General features: G+C 64.2%; 26 protein-coding genes and 1 tRNA gene. 19 read left to right on the top strand and 8 right to left on the bottom strand.

The genetic code is table 11. The features are described 5' to 3' along the window. The first annotated feature begins 59 nt into the window (after positions 1–59). Positions 60–1295 carry a D-amino acid dehydrogenase gene (locus AC1D02_RS09460; protein WP_477316049.1) on the top strand — a complete coding sequence of 412 codons (1236 nt, stop codon included), beginning with the start codon at positions 60–62 and terminating at the stop codon, positions 1293–1295. A 74-nt stretch (positions 1296–1369) separates the two neighbouring features. On the opposite strand, the gene AC1D02_RS09455 is transcribed toward AC1D02_RS09460, so the two are convergent. The 5 genes from AC1D02_RS09455 to AC1D02_RS09435 all read right to left on the bottom strand — a co-directional run bounded on the left by AC1D02_RS09455 (position 1370) and on the right by AC1D02_RS09435 (position 7813). Then, on the bottom strand, positions 1370–1624 hold the full coding sequence (locus tag AC1D02_RS09455) for a PAAR domain-containing protein (RefSeq protein WP_477316047.1): 255 nt from the start codon (positions 1622–1624) through the stop codon (positions 1370–1372). Beyond that, positions 1621–2766 (bottom strand): T6SS immunity protein Tli4 family protein, encoded by a 1146-nt coding sequence (locus tag AC1D02_RS09450; protein WP_477316045.1) that lies wholly within the window; start codon positions 2764–2766, stop codon positions 1621–1623. Before AC1D02_RS09450 ends, AC1D02_RS09455 begins: the two co-directional genes overlap by 4 nt. Next, the gene (locus tag AC1D02_RS09445) at positions 2763–4667 is read right to left on the bottom strand and encodes an esterase/lipase family protein (protein WP_477316043.1); all 1905 of its coding nucleotides are present in this window, start codon (positions 4665–4667) and stop codon (positions 2763–2765) included. The genes AC1D02_RS09450 and AC1D02_RS09445 overlap by 4 nt, the downstream gene beginning before the upstream one ends. Continuing rightward, complete coding sequence (locus tag AC1D02_RS09440; RefSeq protein ID WP_477316041.1) at positions 4664–7249, bottom strand: type VI secretion system Vgr family protein; 2586 nt, start codon at positions 7247–7249, stop codon at positions 4664–4666. Before AC1D02_RS09440 ends, AC1D02_RS09445 begins: the two co-directional genes overlap by 4 nt. 219 nt (positions 7250–7468) lie before the next feature. Then, positions 7469–7813 (bottom strand): DUF3024 domain-containing protein, encoded by a 345-nt coding sequence (locus tag AC1D02_RS09435; RefSeq protein ID WP_477316039.1) that lies wholly within the window; start codon positions 7811–7813, stop codon positions 7469–7471. Between the two features lie 120 nt (positions 7814–7933). Here AC1D02_RS09435 and AC1D02_RS09430 point away from each other — a divergent pair, with 120 nt between their 5' ends. The 10 genes from AC1D02_RS09430 to AC1D02_RS09385 are packed head-to-tail and all read left to right on the top strand — an operon-like array spanning position 7934 to position 19121. Then, positions 7934–8344 (top strand): YchJ family protein, encoded by a 411-nt coding sequence (locus AC1D02_RS09430; protein ID WP_477316037.1) that lies wholly within the window; start codon positions 7934–7936, stop codon positions 8342–8344. 24 nt (positions 8345–8368) lie between these two features. Continuing rightward, a complete protein-coding gene (locus AC1D02_RS09425; protein ID WP_477316035.1) occupies positions 8369–9976 on the top strand; it encodes a carboxyl transferase domain-containing protein in 1608 nt (535 codons plus the stop codon). A 9-nt stretch (positions 9977–9985) separates the two neighbouring features. Continuing rightward, positions 9986–10771, top strand: coding sequence for an enoyl-CoA hydratase/isomerase family protein (locus AC1D02_RS09420; RefSeq protein WP_477316033.1), 786 nt, complete (start codon positions 9986–9988; stop codon positions 10769–10771). Positions 10772–10777: 6 nt separating this feature from the next. Beyond that, a complete protein-coding gene (gene bioA / locus AC1D02_RS09415; RefSeq protein ID WP_477316032.1) occupies positions 10778–12121 on the top strand; it encodes an adenosylmethionine--8-amino-7-oxononanoate transaminase in 1344 nt (447 codons plus the stop codon). Continuing rightward, entirely contained in the window at positions 12121–13302 is a 1182-nt protein-coding gene (gene bioF, locus AC1D02_RS09410; protein ID WP_477316031.1) for an 8-amino-7-oxononanoate synthase, read from the top strand. The genes bioA and bioF overlap by 1 nt, the downstream gene beginning before the upstream one ends. Before the next feature lies 1 nt (position 13303). Beyond that, positions 13304–14104 (top strand): dethiobiotin synthase, encoded by an 801-nt coding sequence (gene bioD, locus AC1D02_RS09405; RefSeq protein ID WP_477316029.1) that lies wholly within the window; start codon positions 13304–13306, stop codon positions 14102–14104. Between the two features lie 22 nt (positions 14105–14126). Continuing rightward, positions 14127–15161: a biotin synthase BioB gene (gene bioB, locus AC1D02_RS09400; protein WP_477316027.1), complete on the top strand. Its 1035-nt coding sequence runs from the start codon at positions 14127–14129 to the stop codon at positions 15159–15161. A gap of 43 nt (positions 15162–15204) precedes the next feature. Beyond that, complete coding sequence (locus tag AC1D02_RS09395) at positions 15205–17247, top strand: acetyl/propionyl/methylcrotonyl-CoA carboxylase subunit alpha (protein ID WP_477316025.1); 2043 nt, start codon at positions 15205–15207, stop codon at positions 17245–17247. Positions 17248–17269: 22 nt separating this feature from the next. Next, entirely contained in the window at positions 17270–18199 is a 930-nt protein-coding gene (locus tag AC1D02_RS09390) for a 2-hydroxyacid dehydrogenase (protein ID WP_477316023.1), read from the top strand. A 1-nt stretch (position 18200) separates the two neighbouring features. Then, positions 18201–19121 (top strand): hydroxymethylglutaryl-CoA lyase, encoded by a 921-nt coding sequence (locus AC1D02_RS09385; protein ID WP_477316021.1) that lies wholly within the window; start codon positions 18201–18203, stop codon positions 19119–19121. A gap of 121 nt (positions 19122–19242) precedes the next feature. On the opposite strand, the gene AC1D02_RS09380 is transcribed toward AC1D02_RS09385, so the two are convergent. After that, positions 19243–19319 (bottom strand) — tRNA-Pro (locus AC1D02_RS09380). Between the two features lie 116 nt (positions 19320–19435). Here AC1D02_RS09380 and AC1D02_RS09375 point away from each other — a divergent pair. Then, positions 19436–20002, top strand: a complete 567-nt coding sequence (locus tag AC1D02_RS09375) for a hypothetical protein (RefSeq protein ID WP_477316019.1) — start codon at positions 19436–19438, stop codon at positions 20000–20002. Between the two features lie 6 nt (positions 20003–20008). On the opposite strand, the gene rsmI is transcribed toward AC1D02_RS09375, so the two are convergent. Next, positions 20009–20920, bottom strand: a complete 912-nt coding sequence (gene rsmI / locus AC1D02_RS09370; RefSeq protein ID WP_477316017.1) for a 16S rRNA (cytidine(1402)-2'-O)-methyltransferase — start codon at positions 20918–20920, stop codon at positions 20009–20011. Between the two features lie 10 nt (positions 20921–20930). On the opposite strand from rsmI, the gene AC1D02_RS09365 reads away from it, so the two are divergent. From AC1D02_RS09365 to AC1D02_RS09345, 5 genes are read left to right on the top strand one after another with little or no spacing between them, the layout of a single operon-like run. Continuing rightward, positions 20931–22205 carry a penicillin-binding protein activator gene (locus tag AC1D02_RS09365; protein WP_477316015.1) on the top strand — a complete coding sequence of 425 codons (1275 nt, stop codon included), beginning with the start codon at positions 20931–20933 and terminating at the stop codon, positions 22203–22205. A gap of 2 nt (positions 22206–22207) precedes the next feature. Continuing rightward, on the top strand, positions 22208–22567 hold the full coding sequence (locus tag AC1D02_RS09360; protein ID WP_477316013.1) for a YraN family protein: 360 nt from the start codon (positions 22208–22210) through the stop codon (positions 22565–22567). A gap of 57 nt (positions 22568–22624) precedes the next feature. After that, positions 22625–23221, top strand: coding sequence for a phosphoheptose isomerase (locus AC1D02_RS09355; protein WP_477316011.1), 597 nt, complete (start codon positions 22625–22627; stop codon positions 23219–23221). Beyond that, positions 23214–23849, top strand: coding sequence for a BON domain-containing protein (locus AC1D02_RS09350; protein WP_477316009.1), 636 nt, complete (start codon positions 23214–23216; stop codon positions 23847–23849). The genes AC1D02_RS09355 and AC1D02_RS09350 overlap by 8 nt, the downstream gene beginning before the upstream one ends. A gap of 10 nt (positions 23850–23859) precedes the next feature. Next, entirely contained in the window at positions 23860–24375 is a 516-nt protein-coding gene (locus AC1D02_RS09345; RefSeq protein WP_477316007.1) for a TlpA family protein disulfide reductase, read from the top strand. A 12-nt stretch (positions 24376–24387) separates the two neighbouring features. Here AC1D02_RS09345 and AC1D02_RS09340 read toward each other — a convergent pair whose 3' ends face one another. Further along, positions 24388–25233 carry a DUF3034 family protein gene (locus AC1D02_RS09340; protein ID WP_477316265.1) on the bottom strand — a complete coding sequence of 282 codons (846 nt, stop codon included), beginning with the start codon at positions 25231–25233 and terminating at the stop codon, positions 24388–24390. A gap of 226 nt (positions 25234–25459) precedes the next feature. On the opposite strand from AC1D02_RS09340, the gene AC1D02_RS09335 reads away from it, so the two are divergent. Both AC1D02_RS09335 and AC1D02_RS09330 read left to right on the top strand, forming a co-directional pair. After that, the gene (locus AC1D02_RS09335) at positions 25460–26050 is read left to right on the top strand and encodes a sigma-70 family RNA polymerase sigma factor (protein WP_477316005.1); all 591 of its coding nucleotides are present in this window, start codon (positions 25460–25462) and stop codon (positions 26048–26050) included. Next, complete coding sequence (locus AC1D02_RS09330) at positions 26047–26745, top strand: anti-sigma factor (RefSeq protein WP_477316003.1); 699 nt, start codon at positions 26047–26049, stop codon at positions 26743–26745. Before AC1D02_RS09335 ends, AC1D02_RS09330 begins: the two co-directional genes overlap by 4 nt. Positions 26746–26789 lie beyond the last annotated feature (44 nt).

Raw genomic sequence — 26789 nt, 5'->3', positions numbered from 1 at the left:
CCGATAGATGGGCAGCGCCTAAGCTGGCCAGCTATCTACAAGAAGAATCGTGAAACGGCATGCAGGAAGTAATCGTAATTGGCGGCGGCGTAATTGGATTGACATCGGCCTGGTGGCTGCTGGAGGCCGGCTATGGCGTCACCCTGCTTGAGCGCGAACCGGAAGTGGGCCACGGCGCCAGCTACCGCAATGGCGGGCAGCTCAGCTACCGCTACGTCTCGCCGCTGGCCGACCAGGGCGTGCCGCTCAAGGCGCTCGAATGGATGTTCCAGGACAGCGGGCCGCTGCGCTTCAAGCCCGAGGCCGACCTGCGCCAGTGGTCCTGGCTGGCCAAGTTCCTCGCCAACTGCAACGCCGCCGATAACCGCAGGACCACCTCCAAGCTGCTCGAGCTGGGAGAACTGTCGCGCCGTGCGATGGGCGAACTCGAAGTCGCGGTGCCGCTCGACCAGTTCGCCTGGCGCGACGCCGGCAAGCTGGTGGTCTACCGGAGCAAGAAAGCGTTCGACGCCGCGGTGGCCAAGACCAGCGGCGCCGGCCAGGTGCTGTCGCCGGCCGAATGCGTCGCGCGCGAGCCGGCGCTGGCCGCCGCGCTGCCGCTGCTGTCGGGCGGCATCTTCAACGAAGGCGAAGCGGTGGCCGACTGCCACGCGTTCTGCGAAGTGCTGGCCGCGCGCCTGAAAGATCATCCCCGTTTTCGCGGCGTGTTGCATGGCGAAGCGCGCCGCATCGCCGTCAACAACGGCCGTGTGACGGGCCTCGATACCACGGCCGGGATGCTGTGGGCCGACAACTACGTGCTGGCCGCCGGCATCCAGAGCCGCGACCTGGCCGCGACCGCCGACATTGCGCTGCCGCTGTATCCGCTCAAGGGTTACAGCCTGACGGCGCCGATCCGCGCCACCGACGTGGCGCCGGAGATCTCGGTGACGGACTTCGAGCGCAAGGTGCTGTACGCGCGCATCGGCGAGTCGCTGCGGGTGGCGGCGATGGTCGACATGGTCGGCGAAGACGCCTCGCTCGACCCCAAGCGCATCGCCGCGCTGACGCGCCAAGTGCGCGAAACGATGCCGAATGCGGCCGACTACGACCGCATCTCGCCGTGGGCTGGATTGCGTCCCGCGACGCCAGACAGCGCCCCGATCATCGGCGCCACGCAGTATCCGAACCTGTGGCTGAACGTGGGCCAGGGGCCGCTCGGCTTCACCTTCGCCTGCGGCTCGGCCAAGCTGCTGGCCGGCGCGCTCAAGGGCGACGCGCCACCGTTCCCCCTCGACGGCCTGACGCTGCGCTAACCGCCTCCGGGGGTAGGGGTCTGGTCCTGCGGACCTGACCCATCTTTCCGCTACCGCCCGCAAAATAGCAGGCGTCACTCTTTAGAGGTGATCAATTTCGCGCCGCAAGCCGTGAAATCATCATGGTATGCGAAAGGCCGATCACCGTGCTTGGCGCCTGCGCCGTCAGGCTTGATGGGGAAGTCCCCTTTGCACTGCGGGCAATGCGTCATATCGCCTTCAAGCGCAGCGGGAATCCCCATCACAATGGAACCTGAGGCGGAGATCACCTTGCCGCCGTGGGTGGTCGAATCATTCAAACGAATCACGCCGCGTCCTTCGTGTTTCATTTGGACGCCGCCTGCAAGGGTTTGCCTCCTAGTAGATAGTAGGATCCCTCGGGCGCCCCTGGAACCTTGACGCGGAATTTCAAGCCCGACAGGAGCTTGTCGAACAAGGCGACTGCTTCGTCATCGGTGAGCGAGGCTGCCTTGGCCGCACCGACAGTGTTATGTTCCACTTTCGTGTACATGACGGCGTTGAATTCTGATGGATTCGCGACGTCTTTTGGTGTGCCGACAAATGCCCACTCGAAATCGTGCGTGCCATCTCCACGTTTGAACAGGGACTCCTCGCCGTGCCAGTGCTGAACGATGCGCTTCCCTTCGCGCAGCACGTTGCGGCTCGGGTAGGTACCGGGCTGTTCCGCTTTAGCCGCAGCGATCCTCCCCAACAGAGACAGCTTGGTCCGCCACACTTTTTCAAATTCCTCTTTCGGATAGTCCATATAGGCATTCTTGTTCGAACTAACCGAAAAGGTAACATCCGGAAGGCTCGGAAAATGAATACCCGCGTTGACAGTCTCTTGCCGATCGTAAACCGCCTGAGAAACAAAGCTGCCCTCTGCACAAAACCCTGGCTCGTCAGGCACCTCGTCCGGCGCGCGAAGGCGTATCGCCTGAACGAGCGCGCTTTGCCTGTCTGCTACCAGCGCTTCCGTTTCGCCATCGCCCACCGAATCGCCAACAAAAAAATTCAGGTCTCCGATGCTCAAAAAAGTTGAGAAAAACAACATCCCATCGTCTTTTGCCCAGTGGTCTTTAAAGTATCGAATTTGCCAGCTTTCAGACACTGGTCCGTCGCCGCTATAAGTTATCTCAGCCGTTTTCGCCTTTTGTTTGATCTCGGCTAGCTCGAGTGCGATCCGCTGTCGGTTCGCTTCCACCCCGCCCGAACTGATTTCAAAGTCGTCGGGAATCGAGATACTTCCAGGTATTACTTCGGCTTCTTGAGGAACTTCGAGCGCATATCTACCGAAGCATACGAGTTTTGTTTTCGCGAACATCGTTTGAAGACGTTTGCTAAACTCCACCGGGTTGGGCATGGCATCCTCCTGATAGGAATATTTCGGCGCACAGGCGTGCAGCAAAGCGACGGCAAGAATTGCAATGTGCCTGTAGGAACAATAAGAAACGGGAAAAAGTTTTCTCATTTTTTCGCCCACTTAGCGGTTTTAGCGATCTGCACGATGGAAAACAGCAACGACGCCAGCACTTGCGAATCAGCATAGCTGCCTTGATGCTCATAGCCTTTTCCTTCTTTGCCATGTTCAAACACATTTCCGTTGATGCGACAGGCCGAACGTTCGGACGGGACCGTTTGATCACCAGATTCCGCAGCAGGTTGTAGGCGCAACGCAATGTCGCGCAGGCCGGCTTTCACCACCAGCATTCCTTTCCCGTCATCCGATAGCAGTTTCCAAGTGTGCGGTGGTGGAAATGGAGTGGGCCTTCCATCTCTATCGAAGTCGATCGGTCCGGAAAATTCGGCCTTGAACACGATCTCTCCGTAACTTGCCTGCTTAGTGGATGCGCAATAGCTTGCATAGGTGACCGGGTGAAACGTCTTTTCAATCGATCCCAGAAACTGATACGCGTCTCGCAAACGCTGATAAACGTTTTTCAAACCACCACCTTTCTTGTCGCTCACGTTACCCGGATTGATCCAGTCCGGATTGATCAGTCGCCACCACGCCTGCGGCGGCTGCAGGTAAATACTGTCGAGCGCGGTGTCAGATCCGCGCGGCCAGCTGCACAAGACCTTCCCGCTCTCGTTGATTACTTTAAGCCACTCCTTTCCGTAGGCTGCCCCGGGCATCATTTCCAGCGGCGCCGGTGCATTGGCAAGAATCGCCGTCGCGTTCGGTCCATCTGCTCCGAGCACCTGCGCCGCCAGCCCATCGACATACCCTGGAAGAGTTGGATTGTCATTTTCACGAAAGCCGAAGCGCATTCGTTTATAGGCGCCGGCAGCACCCATCGTCGGCATCACACTGTGGTAAATGCCCAGTACATTCACCTCCTTATCATTGAGAAGATTTCCGTGCTGAGGGTGGATTATTGCGCGCGCTAACAGGCCTCCCATACTGTGCGTCACAATGATGACTTCATCGCACTTGAGTCCACGTTTTTGATATCCCTTGACTAGCCCGCGAATGCGCTTAGCGATGACGCCTGCCGAATCAGCATTGCTCTTGATAAAGTTATAGCCCATCGCATGCACTGGATACCAGCAGGGTGCAATCTGCTTCAAATCAGCGGCAGAGATTGGCGCTCCCGACGATGCGCCGAACTTCTTTGGATCCTGCATTAACAGTTCCGTAAGCTCGCCTCCTCCTTTTGCTGCGCCTGGCAACGCGTCGCTGGGCCGCTCCTTCCACAATGGTCCGATTTCGCCCTTCTTGACGATGTTATTGAGATACTTTTCAGCTGTCTTCAACATCGTTCCATACGATCCGGCAAAAAAGACTTCGCTCCAACCGCGCCAGCGCGCCACTTGAGCAACTGTTGCAAATTTTCGCTGCTTGTTAAGTGCGTCGGCTCCGGGGTCTGCTGCAAAGCTGGTGACATGGCCCATCAGCGGAGGAATTGGTGCGAGTCCGTCGGGGACATTCTTGTGCCGCGCGTCGGACGCTAGCGTCTCCGCGCCTTGCGGATCGAAACGCCCTTTGCTTTCCGTGTAGTGGTAGTACTCCACCTCGGTTTCGTTAGGGTCGAAGTCCAGCTGGCGCTGCGCGGGAGAAGCGTTTTTGAACCAGCCGCCGAATCCCTCTCCACGCACGACATCGGTCTTGCTGATATCGTCAGGCCGCCACGCACGGTTGTCATCGCGCTTGAGTTTTTTCTGACGCGTCTTGCTCATGCGAAGATTGCTGCCCATGACCCCGGGCAGAAAGATCACGGGAATGACTTTATCGGGCGGTGCGACGACATCGTGGCGGATGGTGTCGGTCGTCTCCGTCATGTGGACCGTGTACTCCGCCCACCCTCCGACACCCAGCGTCCACTCACCTTCATGATTGCCATTTTCGTTAAGGCTATTCGCGTCGCTCATGGAAGTTCACCTTTATAGCGAATCGTGTAGCTATCCATACCTGTGCTCTTCTGCACACCGGTCGTCCCGCTCGCCACGGTCTTCCCATCGAATACGCTGCCATCTTCCCGATGGATCTCGTATTCGATGTCTTTGACCGGCTTCTTATCCGTGCCCACAAGGTTCACTTCCTGATCGAAGCGGCTGCTTGGCCGCTCGTTATAGTGCTGCGAAATGGTTTTCGGCGCGAGCGTTTGCAAGTTCCCATGAAACAGCGTCGGTGAGGATGTAAAAACCTGTACCTTTTCGCCTATCTCGATCATGCAGTCCGCGCCATGCAGGCGCACACCTTTCTTCCCCTTGATATCGACCCAATCTGTCTCGCTGATCAAGGTGAGCACTTTGTTTGCCAACATCTCCAGGTCATCGCGCTGCGCCTGAATCTCTACCTTTCCCGATGCTGCTATCAACTTCATTCCAGCCTTGTGGACGAACAAGCGAAAAGTATTCGCGAAGCTCGCATACAGATTCGCGCCGGCAATCGACAAGCCCTTCCTGGTCGTGACCGCAATGCTGGATGCGCTCGCGACGTGCAGATTTCCGGCCGAACTGAGGGCGATTCCAGATGGGCTAGCCACTACAATCTGCGGCTCCGACAGCTCAGGGAAATCTCCCGTGCCGCCCCGAATGGAATTGTTTTGTTGCTCGATCGCGGACGCAATCGCGGCCTGCTGCCCCGCTTCCTGAGCCTTGGCGTTTTCCGCCATGCCGGCCAACGCAGCGTGTTGGTCTTGTGCTGTGACGAGGCGCTGCAATGCACTTCCCATGTCCTTCGCTTCGGACGCCGCGCTTGAAATGGGCTCGGTCGTCAGCAACATCCCCATTCCGGCGCGGGCTACTCCCCAAGCGCTTGTGGCGATTTCCCAGCCTTCGCCTGCCGCTTGCTGCCGGCCGGAATTGCCTTCGATGCGATTGATAAAACCGAGGCTGAGCTGACTTTGCTGGTGATCGCTTTTGAGCTGCGCTTGAATCCGCTGGTAGGTGTCATCCAGGATGAGATGATTGCTGCGGCCGCTTGCATAATTGCCTTCGCCTGGCTTCAATTCCCTGCTGCGCAAACCAGTCAATGCACGCTGATGCGGCAATTGCCATGGAGGCAGGTTGCGGGCGTTGTACACGCTGCCCGTGACGATCGGGCGGTCCGGATTACCATCCAGCCACTGTACGATTACCTCGGCGCCAACGCGAGGAATCGCAGCCGCGCCGAGTTGTGCGCCGGCCCAGCCGCTCGCTACCCGCACCCAAGCCGAGCTCGCTTGGTCGTTCTTGCCGATCCGGTCCCAATGAAACTGAACACGGATTCGCCCAAACTCGTCGGTAAGAATGCTGTCCTGTCCCGGCATGCCTACAACCGTCGCTGTTTGGGGTGCGAGAATTTTGGTTGCTGTACTGTTGAATCCGCGACCGGGCCGCCACGGGATCATTTTGCGAATGCACGAAAAACTGTTCCGATACAGCGGCACCGACGCATCCCGCTGCAAGTAATTATTTGAAGCGGTGTGGCGCAAGGTCAGTATCAGGTATTCGTCCTTTTGGTCCGGCCGGCCGCGACTGAAGCGCGACCCGGCGAAATGGTCGGTCAGGAAGAAACTGCGGCCGGGGAGCATCGAACGGTTATTGCCCTCGCCCTCGAAATACCGGCCCGCCGCCTCCATTTCCTCCATCCGCAGCCGGCTGATTCGGTCGCCGTCTTGCGAATTCTTGCACCCGTAGGCGCCAAGGTATTCGCACGATTCGATGGCCGGAAGAACTCCTTGATTGTTTATTGTCGGTACGCCGATTTCGATCGGGCGCGGCGACTTGAAGTCGAATCCGATCACGACGGTGCTGGTCGGCGCCGCATGTCGAACGGGCGACCATTGATCGATCGCGTCCTCGTCGGCGCTGCCACCGTCGCGTTGAAACCGGATTGCGGACTCTCCATCGACAGGTTTGGCGCGAATCGAATGGTCGGACAGCACCAACTGATGCCCAGTTGCGGAGTGCTCGTACCAATACAGTATTCCCGCGTCCTCCCATCGCCGGCTAAGGTAATTGAAATCCGACTCCTGGAACTGACAGGCCTCCGTCATGGCGTCGGCGCTACTTACGAACCAGGCCCAGTCAGCGTAAACCTGGTAGCAGCGGAAGATGTGATCGGTCTGCTCGCGCAGCGACTTTTCATGGAATAGATAGCAGTTGCGCCGCAAACTGAGATATTTGAGCCAGGGCCCAAGTTTGGCCTCGTAAAATGTCACGCCCCCGTCGGATTTCTTTTTTCGAAAGCTGAAAACGTAACCCGAAAAGTAGCGAAGCGACCCGCGTTGCTGTACCAACTCCACTGTCAGCAGCTTGCCTTGCATGTCCTTCAGCGGGACATTCGGATCGCTCGACAACAGTTCGACAGTGAATTCGAAATCCCGCGACATCGCCTCATCGGCATCCAGCCGGTTTACAAGGAACTGGGCGCGCGGCGCATCGTTGCGAGGAAAAGAGAGTCGCAATATCCGATTGTGCTGGCGATTCGCGATGAGATCATGAAGGGCTCGCGCCATCTCGTGCATGCTGCCTCCGATTCGAACCAAGCTTGCAAATAATCATCAAGCGGTCGATCGTACGCGCATCCCCTGCGATTTTGCCGCCAATATACAAAACCGTTGATTGCTGTCAATTGAGCGGTGTATAGCGGGGTATTGGCGCCGTTCGCGTCCGCATCGTCGAAACGCATGCGTCGCCAACAAAGGCGGTGTCAGGTCAGCAGGACCAGACACCCTGCAGCAGCTCTATCCCCAAAAACAGCAGTTCGGATCTGCATCGATTTCCGCGAGGATTTCTTCGAGCGTCCTTGCTCGCGGCAATGGCTCATAGGAATGCCATTTCAAGTCGGCACGCTGCCAATACAGTTGCCAGATCCCGCGGGTTCTCACGAAGGTCGCTTTGGCGATTGGGTCTTCCCGCGTCTCCCCGTTCCCCTGCCACACCGGCCGAATCTCGAAAAGCTCGACGCTCTGGCCCGTCAGCCGGTAGGCAAGGTCAACTTGCGCTCGCATCGACAACGGCGGGCGCCGACTGTCTACGAATCCGCCGACCACCTTGTCGATCTTTTTCTTCTCAATTTCATTCAGCACTAAAGTTCCTTGGACGGGATTGTATCGACATGCTCGCAGGGCAGACTCTAGCCCGGTTCTAACGGACTCGCAACCGCCGAAAATGGCGGATAATGCACGATTACCTCGCAGCGAACCACCATGCCATCTCCATCGTGCCCATGCGGCGGCCCCAGTTTCGACACCTGCTGCGGCCCTTACCTGGCCGGCGCCGCGATCGCGCAAACGGCTGAACAGCTGATGCGCTCGCGCTACTCGGCCTTCACCCGGGCCGACGAAGCCTATCTGCGCGCAACCTGGCACCCGACGACCCTGCCGGCCGGCCCCCTGGTCGAGCCCGATGAAAGATGCCAGTGGCTCGGACTTGAGGTAAAATCTGCTTTACGTTTACGTCAACGTAAAGCAAATTTGCCAGAAAACCCAGACCGCGATACCGTGGAATTTGTCGCCCGCTACAAGATCGCCGGGCGCACCCACCGTCTCCATGAAGTCAGCCGCTTCGTGCGCGAGGACGGTCGCTGGTTCTACCTGGACGGCAGCTTCCCCGACTAAGAATTGCAAACAAGAAGGACAGGAATGCCTCTCATCGATAGCAAGCTCAATTCCCGCAGCGACGACTTCAAGGCCAACGCGGCCGCCATGCAAGCGATCGTCGACGACCTGCACGCCAAAGTCACCGCAGTCGCGGCCGGCGGCGGCGTGGCGGCATCGGCCAAGCACGTCGCCCGCGGCAAGCTGCTGCCGCGCGACCGCGTCCAGATGCTGCTCGATCCAGGCACGCCCTTCCTCGAACTGTCCCAGCTGGCCGCCTACGAAATGTACGACGGCGCCGCGCCGGCCGCCGGCATCATCACCGGCATCGGTCGCGTCTCCGGCCAGGAGTGCGTCATCGTCTGTAATGATGCTACCGTCAAGGGCGGCACCTACTACCCGATGACGCTCAAGAAGCACCTGCGCGCGCAGGAGATCGCCGACCAGAACAACCTGCCGTGCATCTACCTGGTCGACTCGGGCGGCGCCAACCTGCCGAACCAGGACGACGTGTTCCCCGACCGCGACCACTTCGGCCGCATCTTCTTCAACCAGGCCAACCTGTCGGCCAAGGGCATCCCGCAGATCGCCGTCGTCATGGGCTCCTGCACCGCCGGCGGCGCCTACGTGCCGGCCATGAGCGACGAGTCGATCATCGTCAAGGAGCAGGGCACGATTTTCCTCGGCGGCCCGCCGCTGGTAAAAGCGGCCACCGGTGAAGTCGTCAGCGCGGAAGACCTCGGCGGCGGCGACGTCCACACGCGCCTGTCCGGCGTGGTCGACCACCTGGCGCAGAACGACCTGCACGCGCTGTCGCTGGCGCGTACCATCGTGTCGAACCTGAACCGCACCAAGCCGCAGCAGATGGACCTGCGCGAATCCGTCGAGCCAAAGTATCCCGCGAAAGAACTGCACGGCGTGATCCCGGTCGACACCCGCAAGCCTTTCGACGTGCGCGAAGTGATCGCGCGCGTGGTCGACGGCAGCGAATTCGACGAATTCAAGGCGCGCTACGGCACCACCCTGATCTGCGGCTTCGCCCACATCTACGGCGTCAAGGTCGGCATCATCGCCAACAACGGCATCCTGTTCTCGGAGTCGGCGCTGAAGGGCACCCACTTCATCGAGCTGTGCTGCCAGCGCAAGATCCCGCTGGTGTTCCTGCAAAATATCACCGGCTTCATGGTCGGCCGCAAATACGAAAACGAAGGCATCGCCCGCAACGGGGCCAAGATGGTCACTGCGGTCGCCACCGCCTCCGTCCCGAAGTTCACCGTCATCATCGGCGGCAGTTTCGGCGCCGGCAACTACGGCATGTGCGGCCGCGCCTTCTCGCCGCGCTTCCTGTGGATGTGGCCGAACGCGCGCATCTCGGTGATGGGCGGCGACCAGGCCGCGAGCGTGCTGGCCACGGTCAAGCGCGACGGCATCGAGGGCAAGGGCGGCCAGTGGAGCGCCGACGAGGAAGCCGCGTTCAAGCAGCCGATCAAGGAGCAGTACGAGCACCAGGGCCACCCGTACTACGCCACCGCGCGCCTGTGGGACGACGGCGTGATCGACCCGGCCGACACCCGCATGGTGCTGGGCTTGGGCCTGTCGGCCGCGCTTAACGCGGAGATCGGCGAGACGAAGTTCGGCGTCTTCCGGATGTAAGGAGCGGACATGAACCATCAGACTATCGAGATTTCCATCGCCGCCCGCGTGGCCACCGTCACGCTGAACCGCCCGGACGTGCGCAACGCGTTCAACGAAGCGGCCATCGCCGAACTCGCGCTGGCCTTCGATGAACTGGGTCGCAACGACGACGTGCGCGCCATCGTGCTGGCCGCGAACGGCCCGGCGTTCTGCGCCGGCGGTGACCTGAACTGGATGAAGAAGATGGCGGGCTACTCCGACGCCGAGAACCTTGACGACGCAAGTAAATTGGCGGACATGCTGCGCACGATTTACCTGTGCCCGAAACCGGTGGTCGCGAAGATCCAGGGCGACTGCTATGCCGGCGGCATGGGCCTGGTCGCAGCGTGCGACGTGGCGGTGTGCGTCGAAGAAGCCAACTTCTGCCTGAGCGAAGTGAAGCTCGGCCTGATCCCCGCCACCATCTCGCCGTACGTGATCAAGGCGATGGGCGAGAACGCCGCGCGCCGCTATTTCCTGACCGCCGAACGCTTTTCGGCGAAGGAAGCGCACCGCATCGGCTTCGTGCACGAACTGGTGGCTGCCGAAGCGCTCGACGCGTCCGTCGCCTCCATCGTCAAGGCGCTTGTTACCAACAGCCCGAACGCCGTGCGCGAAGCCAAGGTGCTGGTGCGCGACGTCGCTGGCCGCCAGGTCGACGACGCGCTGCTGGCCGACAGCGCCCAGCGCATCGCCGCCATCCGCGCCTCGAGCGAAGGACGCGACGGCGTTGCCTCCTTCCTCGAAAAACGCAAGCCGTCGTGGCTGAACTGAGGCGCCGTGCAAGCCGATAAGACATCCGCCGACTGGGTCGCGCGCAGCCTGCGCAGCGTCTGGCACCCGTGCACGCAGATGCAGCACCACGAGACCGTGCGGCTGATTCCGGTCAGCCATGGCCGCGGCGCCTGGCTGTTCGACCACGACAACAAGCGCTACCTCGATGCGATCAGTTCGTGGTGGGTGAACCTGTTCGGCCACGCCAACCCGCGCATCAACGCGGAACTGCGCGACCAGCTCGACCAGCTGGAGCATGCGATGCTGGCCGGCTTCACGCACGAGCCGGTGATCCGCCTGTCGGAACAGCTGTCCGACATGACCGGCAATGTACTGGGCCATGCGTTCTACGCGTCGGACGGCGCGTCGGCCGTCGAGATCGCGCTGAAAATGAGCTTCCACGCGTGGCGAAACGCCGGCCGCTCGAACAAGCAGGAATTCGTCTGCCTCAAGGGCAGCTATCACGGCGAAACGATCGGCGCGCTGGCCGTGACCGATGTCGCGCTGTTCAAGGATGCCTACGGCCCGCTGCTGCGCGCCGCCCGGGTTGTCGCATCGCCCGATGCGCGCAACGCACAGGAAGGCGAGACCGCCGCCGATGTCGCGCGCCGCGCCGCGCTCGATGTGGAAACGCTGTTCGCCGAGCGCGCCGATAAAATCGCCGCCATCATCATCGAGCCGCTGGTGCAATGCGCGACCGGCATGGCGATGCACGATCCGCTGTACCTGAAACTTGTGCGCGAACTGTGCGACCGCTACCAGGTCCACATGATCGTCGACGAAATCGCCGTCGGCTGCGGCCGCACCGGCACCTTCTTCGCCTGCGAGCAGGCCGGCATCTGGCCGGATTTCCTGTGCCTGTCGAAGGGCATCAGCGGCGGTTACCTGCCGCTGTCGCTGGTGCTCACGCGCGACGAGATCTACCAGGCGTTCTACAGCGCCGACGTCACGCGCGGCTTCCTGCATTCGCACTCGTACACGGGCAATCCGCTGGCCTGCCGCGCCGCGCTGGCGACGCTGGCGATCTTCCGCGAAGACGATGTGCTGAACAAGAACAAGGTGCGCGCCCAGCGCCTGACCGCGGCGCTGGCGCCGTTGGCCGGGGACGAGCGCGTGCGCCACTTCCGCCAGCGCGGCATGATCTGGGCCTTCGATGCGATCGAGCCGGATGCCGCGCGCGCCGCCACCTTCTCGCGCCGCTTCTTCGCCGCCGCGCTGGACAACGAACTGCTGCTGCGCCCGATCGGCACCACGGTCTACCTGATGCCGCCGTACATCCTGAGCGACGACGAGACGGTGCTGCTGGCCGCCCGCACCCGCAAGGTGTTCGACCAGGTGATGGGCTCCTGATGGACATGATCGCCAACCTCGACCGCCAGCTGCGCGACCTCGACGAGCGCAGCCTGACCCGGCGCCGCCGCACGGTCGACACGCCGTGCGCGCCGCGGCTGGTCATCGAAGGCCGGCCGATGCTCGCGTTCTGCAGCAACGACTACCTGGGCCTGGCCGCGCATCCTGCGGTCGTCGCCGCGCTGCGCGAAGGCGCCACGATGTACGGCGCGGGCAGCGGCGCCTCGCACCTGATCAGCGGCCATAGCCGCGCCCACGCGCTGCTTGAGGACCGCCTGGCCGAATTCGAAAGCCCGCACCTCGACAACGCGCGCGCCCTGAGCTTCTGCACCGGCTACATGGCCAACCTGGCGATCCTGACCGCGCTCGGTTCGGATGCCGGCGCCGAGATTTTCTCGGAACAGCTGAACCACGCATCGCTGATCGACGGCGCCCGGCTGGCACGCGCGCAGGTCAAGCTGTATCCGCATGCCGACGTCGACGCGCTGGACGCGCTGCTGTCGGCCAGCACCGCGCAGACCAGGATCGTCGTCACCGACAGCGTGTTCAGCATGGACGGCGACCTCGCGCCGCTGCCGGAGCTGCTGGCCGCATGCGAACGCCACGGCGCCTGGCTGGTGATCGACGACGCGCACGGCTTCGGCACGCTGGGCGCACATGGCCGCGGCGCGCTCGAACACTTCGGCCTGCGCTCGCCCAACATGATCTACATGGGAACGCTGGGCAAGGCCGCCGGCGTCGGCGGCGCCTTCGTGGCGGCGCACGCCAGCGTGATCGAACTGATGATCCAGCGCGCCCGCCCGTACATCTACACCACCGCCGCGCCGCCCGCGCTGGCGCACGCGCTGCTGGCCAGCCTGGACATCATCGGCGGCGAAGAAGGCGCGTCGCGCCGCGCCCATTTGCACGCGCTGATCGCGCAATTCCGCGACGGCCTGCGCCTGCAGCGCTGGCAGCATCCCGCTTCGGATACGGCGATCCAGCCTATCCTCATCGGCGCCAACGACGAAGCGCTGCGCGTCGGCGCCGGGCTGTATGGCCAGGGACTATGGGTGCCGGCGATTCGTCCGCCGACCGTCCCCGTCGGGACCGCGCGCCTGCGCGTCACCCTGTCGGCGGCGCATACTCACGAAGATGTCGCGCAGCTTGTCGCTGCGCTCAACCAGTTGGAAGGGACTTGAGATGAGCCTCAACGATCCGATCGATCCCGTGCTGGCGCCGGCCACCGCCGCCGCGCCGGTGCTTGAAACCGAACCGAAGGCGCAGGCCAACGGCGGCCTGCCGTCGCGCTTCGCCTGCTTCGTCACCGGCACCGACACCGAAATCGGCAAGACGCTGGTGTCGTCGGCGATCCTGCACAAGCTGGTGGCCGGCGGCGTGCGCGCCTGCGGCATGAAGCCGATCGCAGCCGGCGCCGAGATGGTCGACGGCGAACTGCACAACGAAGACGCCGACATGCTGATCGCAGCCGGCAACGTGCACCTGCCGTCCAACCTGACGACGCCCTACATGCTGCGCGCCGCGGCGGCGCCGCACATCGCCGCCGCGCTCGAAGGCGTGTCGATCCAGGCGGTGCCGATCATCGCCGCCTACGCCGAAATCGCCGCCGCCTCCGACGCGGTGGTGGTCGAAGGCGTCGGCGGCTTCCGCGTGCCGCTGTCGGACGATTTCGATACCGCCGACCTGGCCGCGCAACTGAACCTGCCGGTCATCCTGGTGGTCGGCCTGCGCCTCGGCTGCATCAGCCATAGCCTCTTGACGATCGAAGCTATCGTCTCGCGCGACCTGGTGCTGGCCGGCTGGGTCGTCAACGAGATCGATCCGGACATGCAGTTCGCCGACGAAAACGTCGAAGCGCTGCTGCAGCGGATCCCGGCGCCGCTGCTGGGCCGCGTGCCCTTCATGAACAACCCGACCGCCGCCAAGGCGGCCGAATTTATCGACCTCGCCGGACTGCCTGGATGGCCGCCCGCGCGGGACTGAATCAAATAGCAAAAGGAATCACATGTCGAACATCACCGAAGTTTCGTTCCACAAGCCAGCCGCCGCGATCACGCTGCCGGAAGCGGCTACCTGGCCGCTGGCCGATGTCATGGCGCTGTTCGAGCTGCCGTTCAACGAGCTGATGTTCCAGGCGCAGGCCGCGCACCGCGCCAACTTCCCCGACGGCGACGTCGAACTGGCGACCCTGCTGTCGATCAAGACCGGCGGCTGCGAGGAAGACTGCGGCTACTGCCCGCAGGCCGCGCGCTACGACACCGGCGTCGAAGCCAAGAAGATCCTCGACATCGACACCGTGCTCGACGCCGCACGCCAGGCCAAGGCCAACGGCGCGACCCGCTTCTGCATGGGCGCCGCATGGCGCGGCCCGAAAGACCGCGACATGGAAAAGGTCGAAGAGATGGTGCGCGAAGTGAAGGCGCTCGGCATGGAAACCTGCGCCACCCTCGGCATGCTGGAAGAAGGCCAGGCCGATCGCCTGAAGAACGCCGGCCTCGATTACTACAACCATAACCTCGACACCGCGCCGGAGTTCTACAACAACGTCATTTCGACCCGCGAATACCAGGACCGCCTCGACACCCTGGGCAAGGTGCGCAGCGCCGGCCTGAAGGTCTGCTGCGGCGGCATCGTCGGCATGGGCGAATCGCGCCTGCAGCGCGCCGGGCTGATTGCCCAGCTGGCGAACCTGAACCCGTATCCGGAATCGGTGCCGGTCAACCACCTGGTGCAGGTCGAAGGCACGCCGCTGCATGGCATCGACCCGCTCGACCCGCTCGAATTCGTGCGTACCATCGCGGTCGCGCGCATCACGATGCCGAAGGCGCGCGTGCGCCTGTCGGCCGGCCGCCGCCAGATGGGCGAAGCGGTGCAGGCAATGTGCTTCCTGGCCGGCGCCAACTCGATCTTCTACGGCGACAAGCTGCTGACGACCGACAACCCGGAAGCGAACGACGACCGCGCGATGCTGGAAAAACTCGGCCTGAAGACGCGCGCCGCGACGCTCGACTCGGCGCCGAAAGAGCGCTGCGGCTGCTGATAACCCGATTAACCTGATCACCTACCGATTCGGAAACTGACGAATGTTCAAGAAAATCCTCATCGCCAACCGTGGCGAAATCGCTTGCCGTGTAGCCGCCACTGCGCGCCGCATGGGCATCAAGACCGTCGCGGTGTATTCGGAAGCAGACGAAAGCTCGAAGCATGTGGCGGTGTGCGATGAGGCGGTGCTGATCGGGCCCGCGCCGGCCAAGGAAAGCTACCTGTGCGGCGACAAGATCATCGCCTTCGCGCTGGCCACCGGCGCCCAGGCGATCCACCCGGGCTACGGTTTCCTGTCCGAGAACGCCGACTTCGCCGACGCGTGCGAGCAGGCCGGCCTGGTATTCATCGGCCCGCCGGCGTCGTCGATGCGCGCGATGGGCTCCAAGTCCGCCGCCAAGTCGCTAATGGAAAGCGCCGACGTGCCGCTGGTGCCCGGCTACCACGGGGACAACCAGGACGCCGACTTCCTGCAGGAGCAGGGCGACCGCATCGGCTATCCCGTGCTTCTGAAGGCGTCGGCCGGCGGCGGCGGCAAGGGCATGCGCGTGATCGAGAAGTCGGAAGACTTCAAGGCCGCGCTGGAATCGTGCAAACGCGAGGCGATCAGCTCCTTCGGCGACGACAAGGTGCTGGCCGAGAAATACCTGCAGCGCCCGCGCCACATCGAGATCCAGGTGTTCGCCGACACCCACGGCAACTGCGTCTACCTGCATGAGCGCGACTGTTCGGTGCAGCGCCGCCACCAGAAGGTGCTGGAGGAAGCGCCGGCGCCTGGCATGCCGCCTGAGCGCCGCGCCGCGATGGGCACCGCCGCGGTCAACGCCGCCAAGGCGGTCGGCTACGTCGGCGCCGGCACGGTGGAATTCATCGCCAATCAGGACGGTTCGTTCTACTTCATGGAGATGAACACCCGCCTGCAGGTCGAGCACCCGGTCACCGAAATGATCACCGGGACCGACCTGGTCGAATGGCAGCTGCGCGTCGCGTTCGGCGAACCGCTGCCGAAAAAGCAGGAAGAGCTGGCTATCCACGGCCATTCGATCGAGGCACGCATCTACGCCGAAAATCCGGAGAAGGGCTTCCTGCCATCGATCGGCACGCTGCGCCACATGGATACGCCCGCCGCGGTGAGCTTCGAGCTCGGTGCGGGCGCCAACGGCGACCCGGCGCCGGTGCGCATCGACTCCGGCGTGCGCGAAGGGGACGCGATTTCGCCTTACTACGACCCGATGATCGCCAAGCTGATCGTCTGGGGCGCGGACCGCACGCAGGCGCTGGCGCGCATGTCGCAGGCGCTGGCCGAGTTCCGCATCGTCGGCCTGGCCACCAACATCGCCTTCCTCAAGCGTCTGGTCGAAGGCGGCGCGTTCTCGAATGCGGACCTGGACACCGGCCTGATCGAGCGCAATTCCGAGACGCTGTTCCCGGCGCCGCGCGCGGTCCCGGCCGGCGCGCTCGCATTCGCGGTGGTTGCGCTGATCGAGGCCGAGAAGGATGCTTCGGCGGCGGTGTCGAAGAACAGTGCCGACCCGTTCGGCAATGCGCTCGGCTGGCGCCTGAACGGCGCCTACAAGCGCCAGTTCTCGTTCGCCGACGACTACAGCGCCGGCACCGACACCAAGGCCTATCAGGTCGGCGTGACGTACCACCCGCATGGCTGGGAGCTCGACTTCGGCGGCATGGAAGCGCCCGTGTCGCTGCTCAAGCGGGACGGCGCCGAGCTGTCGATCAACCTGGGCGCCACGTCGATGCACGGCGCGGTGCGCTGCGACGGCGACAGCTTCCACGTGTTCACCGGTGGCCGCCATTTCGTCCTGGCCTACAACGACCCGATGGCGCACGCCGGCGAAGCGGAAGCTGCGGGCGGGCGCCTGACCGCGCCGATGCCCGGCAAGGTGGTCGCGGTGCTCGCCTCGAAAGGCCAGCAGGTCAAGAAGGGCGATCCGCTGGTGATCATGGAAGCGATGAAGATGGAGCACACGATCGCCGCGCCGAGCGATGGACAGGTCGAGGAAATCCTGTACCAGGTCGGCGACCAGGTGACGGACGGCGCGCCGCTGCTCGCTTTCGCCGCCGCGTAAAAAACAGCACGAGGAGACCCGCATGCGAATACTCCTGTACCGCGCCGATGGCAACACCGAGCCCTGGGTGCACGATTTTGCCGAAGCGCTTCCCGGCGCCGCGATGGTGGTGTGGCAGGAAGGCGCCCCAGAGGCAGTGTGCGACTACGCAGTCCTGTGGGGAGCACCCGCCGCGCTGCTCGGCCAGCTGACCAACGTGAAGGCGATCTTCCTGGCCGGCGCCGGCGTCGATGCGGTTCTCAAGTTTGGCGACGCCTTGCCGGACGTGCCTATCATCCGCCTCGGCGACGCCGGCATGGGCGTGCAGATGGCCGAATACGTGGCGCACGCGGTGCTGCGCTACTTCCGCCGTTTCGACGAGTACGAAAAGCAGGCGCGGCGCGGCATCTGGACGCCGCTCGCGCTGCCAGACAAGAGCGAATTCACCATCGGCGTGCTGGGCATGGGCATGCTGGGCCGGCGCGTGATCGACACGATGGCGCATTTCGGTTTTCCGCTGCGCGGCTGGAGCCGCATGCCGAAGCAGCTGCCAGGCGTCGCCTGCTATTCGGGCGCCGAATCGCTGGCCGAGTTCCTGGCCGGCACCCGGGTGCTGGTGTGCATGCTGCCGCTGACGCCCGATACGGCTAACCTGCTGGACCGCGCCACGCTGTCGCTGCTGCCGCAGGGCGCCTACCTGATCAACGTGGCGCGCGGCGCCCACGTGGCCGAGCCGGACCTGCTCACGCTGATCCGCAGCGGCCACCTTGCCGGCGCCACGCTCGACGTATTCCGCAACGAACCGCTGCCGGCGCCCCATCCGTTCTGGGAAGAGCCGCGCATCACCATGACGCCGCATATTTCGGCACTCACCGTCCGGCACGACAGCGTTCGCCAGATCGCCGGGAAGATCAACGCATTGGAACGGGGCGAGCCGGTGGCTGACGTCGTCGACCGCACCCTGGGGTACTGACATGAACACACAAGCTGATTTGCCGCGCAAGGTCAAAATCGTCGAAGTCGGTCCGCGCGACGGCCTGCAAAACGAGAAGGAATCGGTGCCGGCGTCGGTCAAGATCGAGCTGGTCGACCGCCTGTCGCGGGCCGGTTTCCTCAACATCGAAGCGGCGTCGTTCGTCTCGCCGAAATGGGTGCCGCAGATGGCTACCAGCGCCGAGGTGATGGCGCAGATCGCGCGCCGCGGGGGCACCATCTATTCTGCGCTGACGCCGAACATGCAGGGCTTCGAGGCCGCGCTGGCCGCCAAAGCCGATGAAGTGGTGATCTTCGGATCGGCGTCGGAAGCGTTCTCGCAAAAGAACATCAACTGCTCGATCGCCGAATCGATCGCGCGCTTCGAACCGGTTGCGAAAGCGGCCAAAGCCAACGGCCTGCGCCTGCGCGCGTCGATCAGCTGCGCGTTCGGCTGCCCGTACCAGGGCGAAGTGCCGCTGGACGCCGTGGCCGACGTTGTGGGCCGTATGCGCGACCTGGGCTGCGACGAGATCGACATCGCCGACACCATCGGCGTATCGACGCCGCGCAAGACCCAGGCGGTGATGCTGCGCGCTGCCGGCGAATTCCGCGTCGACGGCATCGCCGGCCACTTCCACGACACCTACGGCCAGGCGCTGGCGAACATCTACGCCAGCCTGGAAGTCGGCGTGGCGATTTTCCATTCGTCGGTGGCGGGGCTGGGCGGCTGCCCGTACGCGAAGGGCGCGACCGGGAATATCGCGACCGAAGACGTGGTCTACATGTTGAATGGGCTTGGCATCGACACCGGCATCGACCTCGACCTGGTGGTCGACGCGGGACAATTCATCTCGCAGCACCTGGGCCGCAAGGCGGTGAGCCGCGCGGGCAACGCGATTGCCGCGAAACGCGCCGGCTAAGGCTTGGGGTCTGGTCCGCCGGAGCGACGGGGACGCCGAGTCCCCGGGTTTGACGCGATAGAAAATCATCGCGGAAATGAAAAAGCCGACGAACGAATTCGTCGGCTTTTTCATTTAATGCTGGTCGGAGTACAAGGATTCGAACCTTGGACCCCCTGGTCCCAAACCAGGTGCGCTACCGGACTGCGCCACACTCCGAGGACCAGAACTATAACGGCTGGGATCCGAACGGTCAAGGGTCGGCGGGAGATTTTTATGAACATCCGGGATCGGAGCTTATCAATCTCCTAAGTTGTGCGACCATGGGCGCCTTCATGAACGCAATCTTGACGACAGAACCACGCCCGACACGCCTGATGACGGCAGTTGCCGTCTCCATTGCCTTGCACGCGGCGCTGCTGCTGGCATGGCGCCAGTCGGCGCGCGCGCCCGATGTGCCCGCGCCGGCGTCGATCGCGGTGCGGCTGCGTCCACCGCCGCCGCCAAAAGTCGAGCCGGCGCCCGCAACGCCGCCGTCGTCGTCGGCAAAAACAGTGCGTGCCGCGCCTCGGCGCCATCTGCCGGCCAACGTGATCGCGCTGCCCGCCCGCGAACAGGTGCGGCCCGATGCCTTCAGCGTCGAGCCGCCGCAGCCGGAAGCGCCGCATTTCGACCTGGAGGCGGCGCGCAGGACCGCACGCAAGGTGGCCAATGAGCCGGACCCCGCGAAGGCCGACACGGCGCTGGCGCAATTTCCCGCGAAGCCGCTGGAGACCGAAACCAGGGCGGCGCGCGCGATCTCGCAGGCCAAGCGGCGCGACTGCAAGGATGGCATTCCGGGCGGCCTGCTGGCGCCTCTCTATCTCATGATGGACAAGAAGGACAGCGGCTGCAAATGGTAGATGGCATCAGGCCTGCTCGCCCTTGATCGCCAGCGCGCGCTCGTACAGCGCATTTTTCTTGCGGCCCGTGATCTGCGCCGCCAAGCTGGCCGCCTGCTTGACCGAGCACTCGGCCAGCAGAATGTTGAGAATGCGTTCAGCTTCGACATCATCGGCATCCGCGCCCGCCGCCGCGCCTTCGACCAGCACGACGAACTCGCCTTTTTCCCGGTGCGGGTCGGCCTTGACCCATGCCAGCGCCTCGTCCAAAGGGCAGCGGTGAATTTCTTCGAACAGCTTGGTCAGCTCGCGCGCGAACACAATTTGCCGCCCCGGTTCGAATACCGCGGCAAGCGCTTCGACACAATCGACGATGCGGTGCGGCGCTTCGTAGAATACCAGCGTGGCCGGCACCGCAAGCAGCTCCCGCAGGGCGCTTTCGCGCTGCTTCGCCTTGGCCGGCAGGAAGCCGACAAAGTAAAAGCGGTCATTGACCAGTCCACTGGCCGACAGCGCCGTCACCGCCGCCGAGGCGCCCGGCAACGGCAGCACGCGAATGCCGGCCGCGCGCACCGCGTCGACGATCCGTGCGCCCGGGTCGGACACGCCCGGCGTGCCGGCGTCCGACACCAGCGCGATGCGCTCGCCGCCCAGCAGGCGCGTTATCAGCTTCTCGGCCACTTCGCGCTCGTTGTGCTGGTGCGCCGCGATCATCGGCTTGGACAGCCCGAAGCGCGTCAGAAGGTTGCCGGTATTGCGGGTGTCCTCGCAAGCCACCGCGTCAACCAGCGCCAGCACCTGCAGCGCGCGCAGGGTGATGTCGGTCACGTTGCCGATGGGTGTGGCGACAATGTACAGGGTTGCGGTAGGATAGGACTGGTGGGCCGTTTCTCCGACAACGGGAAGCTGCGCGATCTGGCTGGACTGGATTTCTGTCATAGGAAATGTGATGCCGATTAATAGTCTGAATGGCCTGCTTGCGGCAATCGCCGGCGCCGCGATGCTCGCGCTGGCCGGCTGCAGCACGCCCTGCGACGCGCCGGGGCGATTGTGCGCGCCTAACGACTCAAATACAAGCACGCTGCCGGCATGGTACACGCGCGGCCAGCCGCCAGCACCGCCACCCCAGCAAGCGGTCGAGCCCATTGCTCCGCGCGCCGAACCTCCTTCCGAACTGAAGACGTTGCCGATCGACGCGCCGGGCCTCGCGCCGCGCATGAGCGTCACCCGCATCGGCCTGATGCTGCCGCTGCGCTCCGCAGCCCTGGGCGCTCCCGCGGAGGCGCTGCGCGCCGGCTTCATGGCGGCCTACGAACGCGACCGCGACGGCTTCACCGTCAACCTGATCGAAACCGGCGACAGCCCGCAGGACACGCTGGACGCCTATGCCGCCGCGCTGGAGCAGAACGACGTCATCGTCGGCCCGCTGGCGCGCTCCGCGGTCGGCGCGCTCGCCGCCAGCAGCCTGGTGCAAAAGCCGACCATCGCGCTGAACCGGCCCGAGTCGGGCAGCCGCGCGCCCCTGCCGCCGCAGATGCTGGCGATCGGCCTGTCGATCGAGGACGAGGCGCGCCAGGTCGCCGAATGGGCCGGCGCCGAACATCCGGGCGGCTCGGCGATGATCATCTCCGGCTCGGGCGCCTGGCAGCGCCGCATCGCCAGCAGCTTCGCCGCGCGCTGGAAGCAGCTGGGCCACGAGTCGCAGCTGCTGGTGCTGTCCGATACCAACGGCTACCTGAGCGAAGCGGCGCTGGGCCAGCTGCGCTCCCAGGTCGACAGCGCCCAGCCGGCGCTGGTGTTCACCGCGCTCGATCCGAGCCAGGCCGGCCAGGTCCGCGGCGCGATCGGCGCGGGGCTGCCGTTCTACGGCACCTCGTCGGTCAACCCGGGCGCCGACCCGAATGCGGCGATCGCCGACCTCGATGGCGTGCGCATGCTCGACATGCCTTGGGAAGTGCAGCCGGCGCACCAGGCGGTGATGGCCTACCCGCGCTGGACCGGCGGCGCCCGCACGCTCGACATGGACCGCCTGTACGCGCTCGGCATCGACGCCTTCCGTGTCGCGCGCGAGATCACGCTGCATCCGGGCGCCGACATCGAGGTCGACGGCGTCACCGGCAGGCTGTCGATCGGCTTCGGCAACGGGCCGGCGCGCTTCGAGCGGGTGCAGCCGGCATCGGTGTACAACGGCGGCGTATTCACGCTGGTGCCGGCCGGGCGCTGACCATGTGGGGCAAGCGCCTCAGCGAGAAGCAGCAGCAGGGCCAGGCCGGCGAGCATGCCGCGCTGGCCCACCTGCAGGGGCATGGACTGGTGCTGGTCGAGGCCAATTTCAGCTGCAGGGGCGGCGAGATCGACCTGGTCATGCGCGACGGGCCCGCCCTGGTGTTCGTCGAAGTGCGCAAGCGCCAGGACATGGCGCACGGCGGGGCAGCCGCCAGCATCGGGCCGGCCAAGATACGGCGCCTGGTGCGCGCCGCCCAGGTCTACCTGCTGCGCTTCGACGCCCTGCCGGAATGCCGGTTCGACGTGGTCGCGATCGACGCCGGCCGGCTCGAATGGCTGCGCAACGTGATCGAAGTGTAAGCATTTTTAACACCGCTTGCCCGGTCCCGGCGGCGGCTGCACTATAATCGCCACACTATGAATACTCAACGCATCCTCGCTCACTTCCAGGAAAGCGCCGACCTGAAGCTCAAGTCGGCCACCGTCCTGTCCCAACCCATCTCCGAAGCCATCGACCTGATGTTCGGCGCGCTCTCGAACGGCAACAAGATCCTCGCCTGCGGCAATGGCGGATCGGCCGCCGACTGCCAGCATTTCGCCGCGGAGCTGGTCGGCCGTTTCGAGCGCGAGCGTTTCCCGCTGCCGGCGCTGGCGCTGACCACGGACACGTCGATCATGACCGCGGTCGGCAACGACTACAGCTACCGCGAGATCTTCTCGAAACAGGTGCAGGCTTTCGGCCAGGCCGGCGACGTGCTGCTGGCGCTGTCGACCTCCGGTAACTCCGCCAACGTGCTGGCGGCCGTGGAAGCGGCGCTCGAGCGCGAGATGCGCGTCGTCGCGCTGACCGGCAAGGACGGCGGAGAGCTCGGCAAGATGCTCACCGACGCCGACGTCCACATCTGCGTACCGCACACCCGTACCGCCCGCATCCAGGAAGTTCACCTGGTGACGATCCACTGTATCTGCGACGGCATCGACGTCGCCCTGTTTGGAGGAGATGTGAATGATTAAAACCGGCCAGCCCCTTATGCGTCCGCTCGCGAAAGCGATCCTGTGCGCAGCCATGCTGACCAGTCTTTCCGGTTGCGTCGAAATGATGGTCGGTGGCGCCGTGATGGGCGCAGTCGCCGGCGCGGACCGCCGCACCCTGGGCGCGCAGACCGAAGACAAAACGATCACCGTCAAGGCCGAACTGCGCGTGCCGAAGATCGCCGGCCCGGATGCGCACGTGAACATCGCCAGTTTCAACCGCAAGGTGCTGCTGACCGGTGAAGTGCGCGACGAAGCGGCCAAGGCCGCGGTCGAGCGCGAAGTGCGCTCCATCGAAGGCGTGCAGTCGGTCGCCAACGAAATCCAGATTGCCGGCCCGTCGAGCTACACCTCGCGCTCGTCGGATGCGCTGATTACCACCAAGGTCAAGGCCAGCCTGGTCGACATGAAGACCATTTCGGCCACCTCGTTCAAGGTCGTCACCGAAAACGGCACCGTCTACATGATGGGCCGCGTGACGCAGCGCGAGGGCCAGGTCGCAGCCGACGTGGCGCGCGGTGTCTCGGGCGTCCAGCGCGTCGTCAAGATCTTCGATTACATCACCGAAGACGAGCTGCGCGCGATCGACCCGCCGAAGCCGGGCCTGTAATCGGCCGATCATGACCGCGCCTTCGTCCCGCTCCTGGATCAAGCCGGCCGCCGTGTGCGCGCTGCTGCTGGCCGGCGTCGCTACCTATGCGATGCTCGGCCGCGGCACGCCCGCTCCCGACGTCACCTTCATCAGCCTCGCCGGCGAGAGGGTCAGCACGCAAAGCCTGCGCGGCAAGGTCGTGATGGTCAATTTCTGGGCGACGTCCTGCGCCACCTGCGTCAAGGAGATGCCGCAGATGGTCGAGACGTACAACAAGTTCAAGGGCCAGGGGCTGGAATTCGTCGCCGTGGCGATGAAGTACGATCCGCCCAACTACGTCATCAACTACACCGAGACGCGCAAGCTGCCGTTCACGGTGGCCCTCGATTCGGGCGGCGACGTGGCCAGGTCCTTCGGCGACGTGTCGCTGACGCCGACCACTTTCGTGATCGGCAAGGACGGCAAGATCCTCAAGCGCTACGTCGGCGAGCCGGAGTTCGGCGAACTGCACGCGCTGCTGCAGAAGGCCTTGTCGGCCTCTTAGGCACGACAAGCGTTAAAAGCCTGCCTGCACCGACAGGTAAGCGCCGCGCTGCCTGGTCGGGTTGAACACCGTGATATCCCCCAGCACCGCATAAGCCGCCGTCACCGACACGTTCTTGGTCGGGAACCACGCGATGAACGCGTCGTAGTAGTCCTTCTCGTTGTCCACACCGAGGTTGCGCGGCTTCATGCGGTACTCCACGCCCGCCACCAGCTTGCGGGTGATCAGGTAGGCCGCCGACACTTCCAGCCTGGCCTGGTAGCTGTCGCCCTTGTCGCCGCCGAAGCCGAGCAGGCCCATTTGATTGGCCTTCGTGGCGCGCACCGTCCCATTGAGCAGCAGGCTCTGGTCCAGCAGGATCTTGGTCGCCGCGACGTAGTAGTCGATCCCGTTTTCGTCCTTGGCGCCCAGCTGCGTTACCTTGGTCACTCCCAGCGCGCCGAGGCCGCCGATGCCCTTGTTCCGCTTCGCCATCACGCCCACCGCGACCTGCGGCAGCATGCGGTCCTGGTCGTACACGGCGTCGCCGAGCAGCTTGACCTTCAGGCCGACGATGTCCTGCTTGATGCGCAGGTCGTTCAGCGGCGCAAGGCTGCCGCGAAAGTCCTGGGTCGCCAGCGACACTTCGACGCGGTCGGCCACGCCCACCGCGACGCCGTAGGTGTCGAGCGAGTAGTCCTGGGTCGCCACGCGGGTGACGTGGGCGTTGGCGCCCCAGCTGTCGCGCGTGCCGTAGCCGGTGATCAGCGCCCACGGCGCCAGGCCGCCGCCGCCCGCGCCTTCGACCGTGCTGACGCCGCCGGTGGCGGTCAGCTTGCCCATGTCGGGCACTTGCGCGAGCGCGGCGCCGCTGCCCATGATCGCTGCCAGCAGCAGCGCGAGGCGCCCGCTTGCGTGACTAATTCTGAATTGCATGACATCTCCTGAGGGTAATCGGTGATTTTATACAAATTGCCGACCGCCAAGATGTCCAAGACAAGGGCTGTGTCTCCGATGCGCTGCTTTTTGTTAATTTTGGCTATCCTGTGTTGTATTTGGGTATTATGAACACGCCAACTCGCCACCACCTCAACCAAGGCCCGCAGTGTCCATCGACGCCCGACAACCCGACCCGCAGCAACTGAAAGCCTGGCTGACGGCGGCCGCCCAGCACGACGCCGCGGCCTTTCGCGCGCTGTACGACGCCAGTTCGTCGAAACTGTTCGGCTTTGCGCTGCGTATATTGCACAAGCGCGAACTCGCCGAAGAAGTGCTGCAGGAGAGCTTCGTCGCGATCTGGAACAATGCCGCCAACTACCAGAGCCATCTCGCGGCGCCGATGACCTGGATGGCGACGATTGTCCGGAACAAGGCTTTCGACCATTTGCGGCGCACCGACGCCGCGGTCGAAATCGACGCCGAACAATTCGATCGCGAAGTGATGAATGCCCTACAGGACCCGCAAGCCACGCCCATCGAGGCGCTGCAAATGAGTGGTGACGCCAAAGCGCTCGCGTGGTGCATGTCTGCGCTCGAAGGCGCGCATCGCCAGGTGGTGGCGCTGGCCTATTACCACGACCTGTCGCACAGCGAGGTGGCGGAACGCATGACGCTGCCGATCGGGACGGTCAAGACCTGGATCCGCCGCAGCCTCGAAAAACTGCGCACCTGCCTGGCGCGAAAGGAGCAGGCATGAATATCCGCCACAACCTCGTGCTGCGCCAGAAGCTGGCTGCGGAATACGCGCTGGGCACCTTGCGCGGAGGCGCGCGCCGGCGCTTCGAAGGCTGGCTGCACCAGGATGCAGACCTGCGCAACATCGTCGCCGAGTGGCAGCAGCGGCTCGCGCCGATGGCCGAATTCGCCGGCGCCGTCACGCCGCCGCGCAGCGTCTGGTCCGCCATCGAACGGCGGCTCGGATTGAATCAACGCGCCAGCGCCTGGAAGTTCTGGCTGAACGAGAACCTGGCGTTCTGGCGCAGCCTGGGCATGGTCTCGACCGGCCTGGCGGCGATGCTGTTGGTGGTCGTGCTGACCCGGACCGCCGACGTGCCGGCCATTTCGTACGTGGCCACGCTGGCCGACGAGAAGTCGCAGACCGCGATGCTGGTCACCGCCGACGCGCGCCATCGCGAGCTCGAAGTGCGCTTGCTGTCGGATGCGCCGGTCGCGGCGGACAAGAGCCTGCACCTGTGGGCGGTGCCGAAGTCCGGCCGTCCGCGCTCGCTCGGCGTTTTGGCCGGCAATCGCGGCAGCTTCCCGCTGACCGACAAGGCGATCGGCGCCGACGTCGCGCTGCTTGCGGTGACGCTCGAGCCGAAGGGCGGCTCGCCGGACCCGAACGGACCGACCGGCCCAATCGTCTACAAGGGCCCGTGGATGCGCCTGTGATGGTTCAGGGGTGTCAGGTCCGGCGGACCTGACACCGGATTTGC

It is taken from the genome of Massilia sp. P1_C10, assembly GCF_056406475.1.
Note: the sequence above shows the minus strand (reverse complement) of the source record. Positions and strands in the feature narration are given on the sequence as shown.